Raw genomic sequence first — 15,425 nt, forward strand, 5'->3', positions numbered from 1 at the left:
TCTGTATCAGTGTCTTGGACAAACATCCTGTTACGTAAGCCGAAGGTAAATTGCCGGTAAAGCCGCTTTGCTTAATACCCACCAGTGCTTATCGTTCAGCCTCCCGTAGAAGAAGCCCACGCGCCCAATGGTTGATCATTCAATGCAATCCTCCTCCCGTAGTCCCCGTCGCTGGCTGTTCGGCCTGCTAGTTCTGTTGGTCGTCGCTGGCGTCTGCTGGAAATTCTGGCCCGCAGGCGACCAGAAAGAGTCTGCAGGGCAGAAAGCTGCGGCCGGGCATACCGGCAAATCCGGGGGGATGCGGCCGGGGTTCGGCGGCGCGACCGGGCCGATTCCGGTGCGTGTGGCGCCGGCTGTGAAGGGTGATTTTCCCCTTTACTACAAGGCGCTGGGTACTGTAACCGCGCTCAACACCATCAATGTGCGTAGCCGGGTCGGCGGCGAACTGGTGAAGATTGCCTTTGAGGAAGGCCAGATGGTCAAGGCCGGCGACCTGCTGGCGGAGATCGACCCGCGTCCATACCAGAATGCCTTGCTTCAGGCCGAAGGAACCCTGCTGCAGAACCAGGCGCAGTTGAAAAACGCCCAGGTGGATGTCGAACGCTACCGTGGCCTGTATCGCGAAGACAGCATCGCCAAGCAGACCCTGGACACAGCCGAGGCGCTGGTCGGCCAGTATCAGGGCACGGTCAAGACCAATCAGGCAGCGGTCAATGACGCCAAGCTCAATCTCGAATTCACCAAAATTCGCGCACCGATTGCCGGCCGTGTAGGTTTGCGTCAGCTGGACGTTGGCAACCTGGTGGCCGCCAATGACACCACGGCCTTGGCCATCATCACCCAGACCCAACCGATCAGCGTCGCCTTCACCTTGCCGGAAAACAACCTGAGCGTGGTGCTGGAGCGTTATCGTTCGGGGGCCAAGCTACCTGCTGAAGCCTGGGACCGGGGGGACACCAAATTGCAGGCGACCGGCGTGCTGCAGAGCCTCGACAACCAGATCGACGTAACCACAGGCACCCTCAAATTCAAGGCCCGCTACGACAACCGCGACCAGTCGCTGTTTCCCAACCAGTTCGTCAACGTCCACCTGTTGGCCGACACCCTGAAAAATGTCGTGCTGGCACCTTCGGCCGCCATCCAGTTCGGCACCAATGGCACCTTCGTCTACGCCCTCGATGGCGACAAGAAGGTCACCATTCGCCAGTTGAAAGTCGGTGCCAGTGACGGTGACAACACCGTGATCACCGAAGGCCTGGCCGCCGGCGACCGCGTAGTGCTCGAGGGCACCGACCGCCTCAAGGAAGGCAGTGAAGTGGAAGTGGTCAATGACAGCAAGGACGTGCCGACCGCGCCCACCGAACACCTTCAGGGCAAGTCGGCGGCCTCGTCGCCTGATAGCACTGCGACCGACAAGGCGAAAAAGGGCGGCGCATGAACATCTCGCGGCTGTTTATCCTTCGCCCGGTAGCCACGACGCTTAGCATGCTGGCCATTATCCTGGCCGGCATTATCGCCTACCGCTTGCTGCCGGTGTCGGCGCTGCCTCAGGTCGATTACCCGACCATTCGCGTGATGACGCTGTACCCCGGCGCCAGCCCGGATGTCATGACCAGCGCCGTGACCGCGCCGCTTGAACGCCAGTTCGGGCAGATGCCCGGCCTCACGCAGATGGCTTCGACCAGCTCCGGCGGCGCATCGGTGCTGACCCTGCGCTTCAGCCTCGACATCAACATGGACGTCGCCGAGCAACAGGTCCAGGCCGCGATCAACGCCGCTACCAACCTGCTGCCCAGCGACCTGCCGGCACCACCGGTGTACAACAAGGTCAACCCGGCGGACACCCCGGTCCTGACCCTGGCGATCACCTCCAAGACCATGTTGCTGCCCAAGCTCAATGACCTGGTCGATACGCGCATGGCGCAGAAAATCGCCCAGATCAGCGGGGTCGGCATGGTCAGCATCGCCGGCGGCCAGCGCCAGGCGGTGCGGATCAAGGTCAACCCGGAGGCCCTGGCGGCCAACGGCCTGAACCTGGCCGATGTACGCACCCTGATCGGTGCGTCCAACGTCAACCAGCCCAAAGGCAACTTCGACGGCCCGACCCGGGTGTCGATGCTCGATGCCAACGATCAACTGACTTCGCCCGCGGACTACGCCAACCTGATCCTCGCGTACGCCAACGGCGCGCCGTTGCGGCTCAAGGACGTGGCAGAGATCGTCGACGGGGCCGAGAACGAACGGCTGGCCGCGTGGGCCAATGAAAACCAGGCGGTCCTGCTCAATATCCAGCGCCAGCCCGGGGCCAACGTCATCGAAGTGGTGGACCGGATCAAGGCGCTGCTGCCGAGCATCACTGACAACCTGCCGGCCGGCCTCGAGGTCACCGTGCTCACCGACCGGACCCAGACCATCCGCGCTTCGGTGACGGACGTGCAGCACGAACTGCTGATCGCCATTGCCCTGGTGGTCATGGTGACGTTCCTGTTCCTGCGCCGCGCCAGCGCGACCATCATCCCCTCGGTTGCCGTGCCGCTGTCGCTGATCGGCACCTTTGGCGTGATGTACCTCGCCGGGTTCTCGGTCAACAACCTGACCCTGATGGCCCTGACCATCGCCACCGGGTTTGTGGTGGACGATGCGATCGTAATGCTGGAAAACATTTCCCGCTATATCGAAGAAGGCGAAACCCCGTTGAACGCCGCGCTCAAGGGCGCCAAACAGATCGGTTTCACCCTGATTTCCCTGACGCTGTCGCTGATCGCCGTACTGATTCCGTTGCTGTTCATGGCCGACGTGGTAGGGCGCCTGTTCCGCGAGTTCGCCATCACCCTGGCGGTGGCCATCCTGATTTCCCTGGTCGTATCCCTGACCCTGACGCCGATGATGTGCGCGCGGCTGCTCAAGCGCGAGCCCGAAGAAAAGGAGCAGGGGCGTTTCTATCGTGCCAGTGGCGCCGTCATCGACTGGATGATCGCCGCTTATGGGCGCAAGTTGCAGTGGGTGCTCAAACATCAGCCGCTGACGCTGCTGGTGGCGGTCGGCACACTGGCGCTGACGGTGTTCCTGTACATGATCGTGCCCAAGGGTTTTTTTCCGGTGCAGGACACCGGGGTGATCCAGGGCATCTCCGAAGCCCCGCAGTCGATTTCCTTTGCTGCCATGAGCCAGCGTCAGCAGGACCTGGCGAAAATCATCCTGGCTGATCCGGCGGTGGAAAGCCTGTCGTCCTACATTGGCGTCGATGGTGACAACTCGACGCTCAACAGCGGGCGCTTGCTGATCAACCTCAAGCCTCACAGCGCCCGGGACCTGAGCGCCAGCGAAATCATCGCCCGCCTGCAACCCGAAGTAGACAAACTGGTCGGTATTCGCCTGTTCATGCAGCCGGTGCAGGACCTGACCATCGAGGATCGGGTCAGCCGCACGCAGTACCAGTTCAGCATGTCGTCCCCGGACTCGGAGTTGCTCAGCCTGTGGAGCGGCCGTCTGGTCGAGGCCCTGGCCCAGCGACCCGAGCTGACGGACGTGGCCAGCGACTTGCAGGACAAGGGCCTGCAGGTCTACCTGGTGATCGACCGCGACGCGGCGTCCCGGGTTGGGGTTTCGGTAGCGAATATCACCGACGCCCTGTATGACGCGTTCGGCCAGCGACAGATCTCTACCATCTATACCCAGGCCAGCCAGTATCGCGTGGTGCTGCAGGCGCAGTCCGGCGAGAAAATCGGCCCGGATGCCTTGAACCAGATCCACGTCAAGACCACCGATGGCGGCCAGGTGCGCCTGTCCAGCCTGGCCCACATCGAGCAACGTCAGGCTCAGCTGGCAATCACCCACATTGGCCAGTTCCCGGCGGTGATGATGTCGTTCAACCTCGCTCCCGGCGTGGCGCTGGGGCATGCCGTGGACATCATTGAACAGGTGCAGCAGGACATTGGCATGCCGCTGGGCGTGCAGACCCAGTTCCAGGGCGCGGCCGAAGCGTTCCAGGCGTCGTTGTCGAGCACGTTGCTGCTGATCCTGGCGGCGGTGGTGACCATGTACATCGTGCTGGGCGTGCTTTACGAGAGCTACATCCACCCGATCACCATCCTCTCGACCTTGCCCTCGGCCGCAGTGGGCGCCTTGCTGGCGTTGCTGTTGAGTGGCAATGACCTGGGCATGATCGCGATCATCGGCATCATCCTGCTGATCGGTATCGTCAAGAAGAACGCGATCATGATGATCGACTTCGCCCTCGACGCCGAACGTAATCAGGGGCTGGACCCGGAGACGGCGATCTACCAGGCGGCATTGCTGCGCTTTCGGCCGATCCTGATGACCACCCTGGCAGCCTTGTTTGGTGCGGTACCGCTGATGCTGGCCACCGGCTCCGGCGCGGAACTGCGCCAGCCCCTGGGACTGGTGATGGTGGGCGGGTTGCTGGTGAGCCAGGTCCTGACCTTGTTTACCACCCCGGTCATCTACCTCTACTTCGATCGTCTGGGTCGTCGTTGGGGTCATAAATCCGAACCCGTGGAAGCGGTAGAGCAGCCATGAACCTGTCCGGACCTTTCATCAAGCGGCCGGTCGCTACCATGCTGTTGAGCCTGGCGATCATGTTGCTGGGCGGCGTGAGCTTCGGCCTGTTGCCGGTATCGCCGCTGCCGCAAATGGATTTCCCGGTGATCGTGGTCCAGGCCAGCCTGCCGGGTGCCAGCCCCGAGGTCATGGCGTCGACCGTGGCCACGCCGCTGGAACGTTCGTTCGGGGCGATTGCCGGGGTCAACACCATGAGCAGCCGATCCAGCCAGGGCTCGACCAGGGTGATCCTGCAATTTGACCTCGACCGCGATATCAACGGCGCGGCGCGGGAAGTGCAGGCGGCGATCAACGCGTCGCGCAATCTGCTGCCCAGTGGCATGCGCAGTATGCCGACCTACAAGAAGGTCAACCCGTCCCAGGCGCCGATCATGGTGCTGTCCCTGACCTCGGATGTGCTGGAGAAGGGCCAGCTGTACGACCTGGCCTCGACCATTCTGTCCCAGAGCCTGTCGCAGGTGCAGGGCGTGGGCGAAGTGCAGATCGGCGGCAGTTCCCTGCCTGCGGTGCGCATCGAGCTCGAACCCCAGGCGCTCAACCAGTACGGCGTGGCCCTCGATGATGTGCGCACGGCCATCGCCAACGCCAACGTGCGCCGGCCCAAGGGCGCGGTCGAGGACGGCGAGCGGCTGTGGCAGATCCAGGCCAACGACCAGCTGGAAAAGGCCAAGGACTACGAGTCGCTGATCATTCACTACGCCGACGGCGCGGCATTGCGCCTCAAGGATGTGGCCAAGGTCAGCGATGGCGTCGAAGACCGCTACAACAGCGGCTTCTTCAACGACGACGCCGCAGTGCTGCTGGTCATCAACCGCCAGGCCGGCGCCAACATCATCGAGACCGTCAACGAAATCAAGGCCCAGTTGCCCGCGCTGCAGGCCGTGCTGCCGGCCAGCGTCAAGCTGAACCTGGCCATGGACCGTTCGCCGGTGATCAAGGCCACCCTGCATGAAGCGGAAATGACCTTGCTGATCGCCGTGGCGCTGGTGATCCTGGTGGTGTTCCTGTTCCTCGGCAACTTCCGTGCTTCGCTGATTCCGACCCTGGCAGTGCCGGTGTCGCTGGTCGGTACGTTTGCGGTGATGTACCTCTACGGGTTCTCCCTGAACAACCTGTCGCTGATGGCGCTGATCCTGGCGACCGGGCTGGTGGTGGACGACGCCATCGTGGTGCTGGAGAACATTTCCCGGCACATCGACGAGGGTGTGCCGCCGATGAAGGCCGCTTATCTGGGGGCCGAAGAGGTCGGTTTCACCCTGTTGTCGATGAACGTCTCGCTGGTGGCGGTGTTCCTGTCGATCCTGTTCATGGGCGGCATCATTGAAAGCCTGTTCCGCGAATTTTCCATCACCCTGGCGGCGTCCATCGTGGTCTCGCTGGTGGTTTCGCTGACCCTCACGCCAATGCTTTGCGCCCGCTGGCTCAAGCCCCATACGCCGGGCCAGGAGAACCGCCTGCAGCGCGTCAGCCGCCGGACCAACGACTGGATGGTCGCCAAATACGCCACCAGCCTCGACTGGGTGCTGCGCCATCGGCGCCTGACACTGCTCAGTCTGTTCGTGACAATCGGCGTTAACATTGCGCTGTATATTGTTGTTCCTAAAACATTTATGCCGCAGCAGGATACCGGTCAGCTGATCGGTTTCGTGCGCGGGGATGACGGGCTGTCATTCACCGTGATGCAACCCAAGATGGAGGTTTTCCGTCGTGCAGTATTGAAAGACCCGGCCGTTGAGAGCGTCGCCGGTTTCATTGGCGGCAGCAACGGCACCAACAACGCCTTCATGCTGGTGCGCCTCAAACCGATTAAGGAGCGCAACATCTCCGCCCAGAAGGTCATCGAGCGCTTGCGCAAGGAGATGCCCAAGGTTCCCGGTGCGCAACTGATGCTGATGGCGGACCAGGATTTGCAATTCGGCGGTGGCCGCGAGCAGACCACCTCGCAATACTCCTACATCCTGCAAAGCGCGGACCTGGGCTCATTGCGTGAGTGGTACCCGAAGGTCGTGACCGCGCTGAAGGCTTTGCCCGAACTGACGGCCATCGACGCCCGTGAAGGCCGCGGCGCTCAGCAAGTCACGCTGATTGTCGACCGCGATCAGGCCAAACGCCTGGGCATCGACATGAACATGGTCACTTCGGTGCTCAACAACGCCTACAGCCAGCGGCAGATCTCGACCATCTACGACAGCCTGAACCAGTATCAAGTGGTGATGGAGGTCAACCAGAAGTACGCCCAGGACCCGATTACCCTCAAGCAAGTGCAGGTGATTACTGCCGACGGTGCACGGGTTCCGCTGTCGACCATTGCCCATTACGAAAACAGCCTGGAAGACGACCGGGTCAGCCACGAGGGCCAGTTCGCCTCCGAAAGCATCTCCTTCGACATGGCCGAAGGCGTGACGGTGGAGCAGGGGACCGCCGCCATCGAGCGGGCGATTGCGCGGCTGGGCATGCCGGAAGACGTGATTGTCAAAGTCGCCGGGACTGCTGACGCGTTCGCTGCCACGCAGAAGAGCCAGCCATGGATGATCCTTGGCGCGCTGGTCGCGGTGTACCTGGTGCTGGGCGTGCTCTATGAAAGCTACATACATCCACTGACCATCCTCTCGACCTTGCCGTCTGCCGGCGTCGGCGCATTGCTGTCGATCTATGCGCTGGGCGGGGAATTCAGCCTGATCTCGCTGTTGGGGCTGTTTCTGCTGATTGGCGTGGTGAAGAAAAACGCGATCCTGATGATCGACCTGGCCTTGCAGCTCGAGCGGCATCAGGGCCTGGCGCCGCTGGAATCGATTCGCAGCGCCTGCCTGCAGCGTCTGCGGCCCATCCTGATGACCACCCTGGCCGCGATTCTCGGGGCCTTGCCCTTGCTGCTCAGTCGCGCCGAAGGGGCCGAAATGCGCCAGCCGTTGGGCCTGACGATTATTGGCGGGCTGATCTTCAGCCAGGTGCTGACCCTTTACACCACCCCGGTGGTCTACCTCTATCTCGACAAACTGCGCCATCGCTTCAACCACTGGCGTGGGGTGCGTACCGATGCTGCTCTGGAAACTCCGCTATGACTGACCGTTCGCTTTTCACCCTGGCCACACCCCTGGTCCCGGCTCGCGGCTCGCGCCTGCTGAGCCTGGCACTGTGCGTGTCGTTGCTCAGTGCTTGCGCCATCGGGCCGGATTACCAGCGCCCGCAAGCGGCGGCCCCGGTGCAGTACAAGGAAGCGGCCGGCTGGCGTCAGGCCAACCCCAGCGATTCGCTGGCGCGCGGAGCCTGGTGGGAATTGTATGGCGATCAGCAGCTCAACGGCCTGATCGACAAACTCAACAGCGCCAACCAGACCGTCGCCCAGTCCGAAGCCCAGTACCGCCAGGCCCAGGCCCTGGTGCGCAGCGCCCGTGGCGCATTTTTTCCGACGGTGGACCTGACCGTGGGCAAGAACCGCTCCAGCCAGGGCACCGGTAGCAGCAGTTCCAGCCTGAGCAGTTCTTCCAGTGGCATCCGTGACACCTACACGGCGCAGGCCGGCGTGAGTTGGGAGGCTGACGTCTGGGGCAAGCTACGCCGCGGCCTGGAAGCGGACACCGCCAATGCCCAGGCGAGTTATGCCGACCTGGCGGCCATGCGCCTGAGCCAGCAATCGGAACTGGTGCAGAACTACCTGCAGTTGCGGGTCATCGACGAACAAAAACGCCTGCTGCAAGCGACGGTGGAAGCCTACGAGCGCTCGCTGAAAATGACCCAAAACCAGTACCGCGCCGGAGTCTCCGGCAAGGATGCAGTGGCCCAGGCGCAGACCCAGCTCAAGAGCACCCAGGCCGACATGGTCGACCTGATCTGGCAGCGCGCGCAGTTCGAAAATGCCATTGCGGTGCTGATCGGCTTGCCGCCAGCACAGTTCAACCTGGCCGAATCCCGTGATATCCCGACCTTGCCCGAGGTGCCGCTGAACCTGCCTTCACAACTGCTGGAACGGCGGCCGGACATTGCCTCGGCCGAGCGCTCGGTGATGGCGGCCAATGCCAACATTGGCGTGGCCAAGGCGGCGTATTACCCGGACCTGACACTGAGCCTCAACGGCGGCTACAGCAGCAGCACCTCTTCCAACTGGATAAGCGTGCCGAATCGCTTCTGGTCCGTCGGCCCCCAACTGGCCATGACCCTGTTCGACGGCGGCCAGCGCTCGGCTGAAGTGGACCGCAGCGAAGCCGCCTACGATGAAACCGTGGCCAAGTATCGCCAGACCGTACTCGACGGCTTCCGTGAAGTGGAGAACTATCTGGTGCAGTTGAAGGTGCTGGAAGACGAATCCGAAGTGCGCCAGCAGGCGCTGGATGCGGCCCGAGATTCCCTGCGCCTGACCCAGAACCAGTACAAGGCGGGGTTGATTGCCTATATTGACGTGGTGGTTGTACAGGCGACGGCTCTGAGTAATGAACGCAGCATGCTCAGCCTGTTGCAGAGCCGGTTGATCGCCAGCGTGCAGTTGATTGCAGCGCTGGGCGGTGGTTGGGATGGGCAGCTGGAGCAGAGCGCACAGTAGCGTCCCTCCTGTAGGAGCGAGCTTGCTCGCGATGGACGTCAGAACACCGCGTTATTCCAGGCAAAACGCGTCATCGTTAGCGTCCATCGCGAGCAAGCTCGCACCTACAGATAAGGGTATTGCCCCACCGTTTAACTGTTCAAACAAGCGTTTCATCGGCTTGATGGCCTTTTGCTGATTTTCTCAGTGCGTTCCTCCTGAGAGTTAGTACAATCGCCAACTTCAACACCGCCGGGCAGGGAAGCAGTACGGGTCATTTCGAGAACTCCGATGCTTATTGGTAGCTATTCCCCCACGCTGGTTATCATTTCCCTGTTCGTCGCGATTCTCGCTTCCTACACTGCGCTCAACCTCACCGAACGTATTGCCACGGCCAAGGGCCCTGCGGTTGCGTTGTGGACGGCTGGCGGCGCCTTTGCCATGGGTGTAGGCGTATGGTCGATGCATTTTATCGGCATGCTTGCGTTCACCCTGCCCATAGACCTGGGCTACGACGTCACGCTGACCCTGCTGTCGTTGCTGATTGCGATGCTGTCCTGTGGCTTCGCCCTGTGGCTGGTCAGCCAGCCCCGACTACCTGCCTGGCAGCTGCTGTTCGGCGCGCTGACCATGGGCAGCGGGATCAGCGCCATGCACTACACCGGCATGGCGGCCATGCGCATGCAACCGGGCATCGATTACGATCCCGCGTTGTTCAGTGCCTCGCTGTTGATCGCGGTGGGTGCCTCGGGCGCGGCTTTATGGATCGCCTTCCGGCTGCGTCAGCACACGCCCCATGTTGCGCTGATGCGCGCCGGTGCGGCAGTGATCATGGGCATCGCGATTGTCGGCATGCACTATACCGGGATGGCTGCGGCGCGCTTTCCCGACGGCAGCTTTTGCGGCGCTGCGTCCAGCGGCCTGAGCGGGAGCGGGCTGGACAACCTGGTGCTGATTACCACCCTGGCGGTGCTGACCATCGCCTTGCTGACTTCGATTCTCGACGCGCGGATGGAAGCGCGAACGGCGCATCTGGCCCAGTCACTGACCGAGGCCAACCGCGAACTGACCCAACTGGCCCTGCATGATCCATTGACCGGGTTGCCGAACAGGGTGCTGCTCGCCGATCGCATCGACCAGGCGATGCTGGTGGTGCGTGAACAGGGCGGCTGTTTTGCGCTGATGTTCATCGATCTGGACGGTTTTAAACCAGTCAATGATGCATTCGGTCACCATATGGGCGATCAGTTGTTGTGCGAAGTGGCCCAGCGCCTGCGGGTGGAACTGCGCAGTCAGGACACCCTGGCGCGAATTGGCGGTGACGAGTTCGTCTTGCTGGTGCAACTGGCCGAGCAGGATGACGCGCTGAATCTGGCCGCGCGCCAGGTCGGCTTGATTGCGCGTTCGTTCCGCGTCGCCGAACATGACCTGCAGATATCCGCCAGCGTCGGCATTGCAGTCTATCCGGGCAACGGCGAAACCGCCCAGGAATTGCTGATGAACGCCGATGCCGCGATGTATCACGCCAAGGGGACCGGCAAGAACGGCTACAGCTTCTTTGACGCTTCAATGAACAGCAACGCGCGCAAGCAACTGCAGCTGTTGCAGGACCTGCGCGCGGCACTGGAGCAACAGCAATTCAGTCTTTATTACCAACCCAAGTTCGATGCCGCCAATGGCCGTCCGATCGGTGCCGAGGCGTTGTTGCGCTGGGTGCATCCGACCCAGGGCATGCTGCTGCCGGACAAGTTCATCGAGCTGGCGGAAAAGACCGGGTTGATCATTCCGATCGGCGAATGGGTGCTCAATGAAGCCTGCCGGCAGATGCGCGAGTGGTATGTGCTGGGGTACACCGACTGGCGCATCGCGGTGAATCTTTCGGCGTTGCAGTTTTGCCATGCCGGGCTGGTCCAGAGCGTCGCCAAGGCCCTGGCGACTCACCATCTGCCGGCCAACAGCCTGACTCTGGAAATCACCGAAACCACGGCCATGAGCGACGCCGATGCGAGCATGACGGTGCTGCAGGCGCTGTCGGACATGGGCGTGGACCTGTCTATCGATGACTTCGGTACCGGCTATTCCAGCCTGATGTACCTCAAGCGCCTGCCGGCCAACGAGTTGAAGATCGACCGTGGTTTCGTTCGTGATCTGGAGCGCGACAGTGATGACGCCGCCATCGTTTCGGCCATCGTCGCCCTGGGGCGGGCGCTGGGCCTGCGGATAGTGGCGGAGGGGGTGGAGACCGACGTGCAGCAGGACTTCCTGACGCAGTTGGGCTGTGACTCGTTGCAAGGGTATCTGCTCGGCCATCCGCTGCCGGCCGAGCGCTTCATGATGGATATTGTTCGTGGGGAGCAGATGGCGGCGGTCTGATGGACCGCGATGGCGTCAGTAATGACACCCCTGACCATGCAAAAACCGCCGATGGCGGTTATTCTTGACCCCGACTGCTTACGCAAAAAATGGGGAAAGTCAGCATGGACAAAGTCATCGTCATCACCGGTGGGGGCCGAGGTATCGGCGCCGCGACAGCGCTCCTGGCCGCTGAACGGGGCTATCGGATCTGCATCAATTATCAGGCTGACGAAGAAGCTGCACACGCGGTACTCGAACAAGTGCGCGCAATGGGGGCCCAGGCGATCGCGGTACGCGCCGATGTGAGCATCGAGGATGAAGTGGTCGGGCTGTTCAACCGCGTGGACGCCGAACTGGGCCGTGTGACCGCCCTGGTGAACAACGCCGGAACCGTCGGGCACAAATCCCGCGTGGACGAAATGTCCGAGTTCCGTATTCTCAAAATCCTCAAGACCAACGTCCTGGCGCCCATTCTCTGCGCCAAGCACGCGATCCTGCGCATGTCCCCCAAGCACGGCGGCCAGGGTGGCAGCATCGTCAACGTGTCGTCGGTGGCGTCGCGCCTGGGATCGCCCAACGAATACGTCGACTACGCGGCTTCCAAAGGGGCGCTGGACAGCTTCACCATCGGCTTGTCCAAGGAAGTAGCGGGCGAGGGGATTCGGGTCAATGCGGTGCGGCCAGGATTCATCTACACCGATTTCCATGCCCTCAGTGGCGACCCGGATCGGGTGAGCAAGCTGGAGTCAGCGATCCCGATGGCCCGGGGTGGGCGGCCGGATGAGGTGGCTGAGGCGATTGTCTGGTTGCTGTCGGACAAGGCGTCGTATGCGACGGGGACCTTTATTGATCTGGGCGGCGGACGCTAAGAGCTCAAGCTCAAGCTTTTGACTTTAAAAAGACCGGACGATCCGCCCCAACGTCTCCATCGCCTTTTCCGCCGTCTCATCCCAGGGACTGCCATAATTCAGCCGGATACAATTCCTGAACCGTCGGGTCGGTGAAAAAATCGGCCCCGGCGCGATGCTGATGCCTTGGGCGAGCGCCATCTGGAACAGCTTCAACGAGTCCATCTGCTCCGGCAACTCCAGCCACAGGAAGTACCCGCCAGCAGGCTGGCTGACCCGCGTCTGTGCCGGGAAGTACCGGGCAATGGCCGCGAGCATTGCGCTTTGCTGCTCCTCCAGCGCATAGCGCAATTTGCGCAAGTGTCGATCGTAGCCGCCGTGCTGCAGGTAGTCGGCAATTGCTGCCTGGGCTGGCATCGATGCGCAGAGTGAAGTCATCAGCTTCAGGCGTTCGATCTTCTGTGCGAACCGCCCGGCAGCTACCCAGCCAATGCGGTATCCGGGGGCCAGGCTCTTGGCGAACGAACCGCAGTGCATCACCAGGCCCTCGGTATCGAAGGCCTTGGCCGGTTTGGGGGCCTGTTGGCCGTAATACAGTTCGGCGTAGACATCGTCCTCGATCAGCGGCACCTGATGCCGACGCAACAACTCGACCAGTTCCTGTTTCTTCGCCTCGGGCATGGTCGCGCCCATGGGGTTCTGGAAGCTGGTCATGCACCAGCAGGCCTTGATCGGATGGCGCTCCAGGGTTTGCGCGAGCACGGCCAGGTCAATGCCCTCGCGTGGGTGCACGGGAATTTCCACCGCCTTGAGCTTGAGCCGCTCGAGAATCTGCAAGCAGGCGTAGAAGGCCGGCGCCTCGATGGCGACCAGGTCGCCGGGTTCGGTCACGGCCTGCAGGCACAGGTTCAGTGCCTCCAGGGCGCCGTTGGTGATCAACAGCTCCTCCATCGGCAACATCAGCCCGCCCACCATATAACGCAGGGCAATCTGCCGGCGCAGCTGTGGATTGCCCGGCGACATGTCGGTGACCACCATGCGCGGATCCATGTCCCGGGTGGCGCTGGCCAGGGAGCGTGACAGGCGCTGCAGGGGAAACAGCGCCGGGCTGGGGAAGGCCGAGCCAAAGGGCACGGTGTTCGGGTCCTTGATCGAATCGAGCACCGAGAACACCAGTTCGCTCACGTCGACCTCGGTTGATTCGTTCACCTGGCTGCTGATCTCCGGCTCGGAAAAAGGGCTCGGGGCGTGGGTGTTGACGAAGTAGCCGGAGCGCGGCCTGGCGCGGATCAAACCGCGCCGCTCCAGCAGGTAATAAGCCTGGAACACGGTGGATGGGCTGACCCCGTAGGTCTGGCTGGCGTAGCGCACCGAAGGTACCCGCTGACCGGGGCCGAGGACGCCGGAGCGGATCAGTTCAGCGATGTCGTCGGCGAATTTTTCGTAGCGTTTCATCTAAAGCCCGGTTGGGTTGTTCTGTGAAATCGGGGGGACTTCTTCGCGGGCAAGCCCGCTCCCACCGGTTTTGCAGTGCGCTTGTGGCAGCACAGCAGTCTAAGGGATCAACGGTTCATCGGCGCAACAAACCGGCTCTTGGCTTCGCTGTAGATCCCGGGCTCATCCGTATCGATGATCTTGAACACAATGCTTTGCGAGCTGGAGCTCGGGCGCTGCGTGGTCATCGCCACGGACACCGGCACGTCGACAATTTCCCCTGGCGCCAGGCTTAGTTCGGTCTTGCCTTGCAACTGGAAGTCGTCACCCTCCACCAGCATCAGGCGATAGTCCTGGTGCTCCTGGGTCTTGTTGATGACCTTCAAGCTGTAGATGTTTTCGATCTGCCCCTGGCTGTTCTCGCGGAACAGCCCGCGGTCCTTGCTGACATCCAGCGAGACCATTGGCCGTTCCACCAGCGCGAGGGCGAGGGCGCCGATCATCGCCAGCAGCACGGCGGTGTAACCGATCAGTCGCGGTCTTAACAGACGGGTCTTGCCACCCTGCAGTTCGTGTTCGGAGGTATAGCTGATCAATCCACGGGCGTAGCCCATCTTGTCCATGATCGAATCACAGGCATCAATGCACGCTGCGCAACCAATGCACTCCATCTGCAAGCCGTCGCGGATGTCGATACCGGTCGGGCACACTTGTACGCACAGCTGGCAGTCGATGCAGTCGCCCAGGCCGACAGCAGCCGGTGCTACGTCACGCTTGCGCGGGCCACGGTGTTCCCCGCGAGCGAAGTCGTAGGAAATGGTCAGGGTGTCCTTGTCGAACATCACGCTCTGGAACCGCGCATAGGGGCACATGTGCATGCACACCGCTTCACGCAACCAGCCGGCATTGATGTAGGTGGCACCGGTAAAGAACAGGACCCAGAACAGGCTGACACCGGCCATTTGCAGGGTCAGCAATTCTTCGGCGAGGGGCCGGATCGGGGTGAAATAGCCGACGAAGGTAAGACCGGTGAGCAGACTGATCGCCAGCCACAGCGTGTGCTTGGCCGAACGCCGCAGGAGCTTGTTGAAGGTCCAGGGGGCCGCCTGCAGTCTGATCCGCTGATTGCGTTCGCCTTCAGTGATTTTCTCGCACCACATGAAAATCCAGGTCCAGGAGCTCTGGGGGCAGGTGTAGCCACACCAGACCCTCCCGGCGAATACGGTGATCGCAAACAGCCCAAATGCGGCGATGATCAGCAGCGCCGAGAGCAGGATGAAATCCTGTGGCCAGAAGGTTGCACCAAAGATGTGGAATTTGCTTTCGGACAGGTCCCAGAGCACGGCCTGGCGCCCACCCCAATTGAGCCACACCGTGCCGAAGAACAGCAGGAACAGAAACCCTGCACCGCTCATGCGCAATGTACGAAACAGGCCGGTAAAACTGCGGGTGTGAATCAGATTGTCGCTGGACCCGGTCTTCGTCTTTGCACGCGAAGGCTCAAAAGTCTGGACGGACGGGGCACTCTCAAGGGTTCGGACGGGAATTCTTTCGCTCATGGTCTTTCGCTCATCAGCCTCCATCAGGCCGGAGCACTATGAGCGTCGATCTGTTTGCATAACAGACTCAGGGATCGCAATAAAAAGCGGATCAGATGGGCTCTGATCCGCTGTCTGCGACACTTTGAAGCA

At 61.8% G+C, this 15,425-nt stretch carries 8 protein-coding genes; 6 read left to right on the forward strand and 2 right to left on the reverse strand.

What is annotated here, in order from left to right; all coding sequences use genetic code 11:
• Nucleotides 1-127: 127 nt before the first annotated feature.
• From AAEZ09_RS00830 to AAEZ09_RS00855, 6 genes are all read left to right on the forward strand, one after another.
• Complete coding sequence (locus AAEZ09_RS00830) at nt 128-1,438, forward strand: MdtA/MuxA family multidrug efflux RND transporter periplasmic adaptor subunit (protein WP_045058626.1); 1,311 nt, start codon at nt 128-130, stop codon at nt 1,436-1,438.
• The gene (locus AAEZ09_RS00835; RefSeq protein ID WP_350597632.1) at nt 1,435-4,539 is read left to right on the forward strand and encodes an MdtB/MuxB family multidrug efflux RND transporter permease subunit; all 3,105 of its coding nucleotides are present in this window, start codon (nt 1,435-1,437) and stop codon (nt 4,537-4,539) included. The genes AAEZ09_RS00830 and AAEZ09_RS00835 overlap by 4 nt, the downstream gene beginning before the upstream one ends.
• On the forward strand, nt 4,536-7,643 hold the full coding sequence (locus AAEZ09_RS00840) for an efflux RND transporter permease subunit (RefSeq protein WP_350597634.1): 3,108 nt from the start codon (nt 4,536-4,538) through the stop codon (nt 7,641-7,643). Before AAEZ09_RS00835 ends, AAEZ09_RS00840 begins: the two co-directional genes overlap by 4 nt.
• Entirely contained in the window at nt 7,640-9,118 is a 1,479-nt protein-coding gene (locus AAEZ09_RS00845) for an efflux transporter outer membrane subunit (RefSeq protein WP_350597635.1), read from the forward strand. The genes AAEZ09_RS00840 and AAEZ09_RS00845 overlap by 4 nt, the downstream gene beginning before the upstream one ends.
• A gap of 270 nt (nt 9,119-9,388) precedes the next feature.
• A complete protein-coding gene (locus AAEZ09_RS00850; protein WP_350597637.1) occupies nt 9,389-11,470 on the forward strand; it encodes a putative bifunctional diguanylate cyclase/phosphodiesterase in 2,082 nt (693 codons plus the stop codon).
• 104 nt (nt 11,471-11,574) lie between these two features.
• A complete protein-coding gene (locus AAEZ09_RS00855; protein ID WP_205892319.1) occupies nt 11,575-12,321 on the forward strand; it encodes an SDR family oxidoreductase in 747 nt (248 codons plus the stop codon).
• A gap of 24 nt (nt 12,322-12,345) precedes the next feature.
• On the opposite strand, the gene mapR is transcribed toward AAEZ09_RS00855, so the two are convergent.
• Both mapR and ccoG read right to left on the reverse strand, forming a co-directional pair.
• Nucleotides 12,346-13,755 (reverse strand): GntR family transcriptional regulator MpaR, encoded by a 1,410-nt coding sequence (mapR, locus tag AAEZ09_RS00860; RefSeq protein WP_045058620.1) that lies wholly within the window; start codon nt 13,753-13,755, stop codon nt 12,346-12,348.
• Nucleotides 13,756-13,862: 107 nt separating this feature from the next.
• A complete protein-coding gene (ccoG, locus tag AAEZ09_RS00865; RefSeq protein WP_350597639.1) occupies nt 13,863-15,293 on the reverse strand; it encodes a cytochrome c oxidase accessory protein CcoG in 1,431 nt (476 codons plus the stop codon).
• Nucleotides 15,294-15,425: the final 132 nt, after the last annotated feature.

Source organism: Pseudomonas sp. 65/3-MNA-CIBAN-0223, from assembly GCF_040310425.1.
Lineage (GTDB): Bacteria > Pseudomonadota > Gammaproteobacteria > Pseudomonadales > Pseudomonadaceae > Aquipseudomonas > Aquipseudomonas gregormendelii.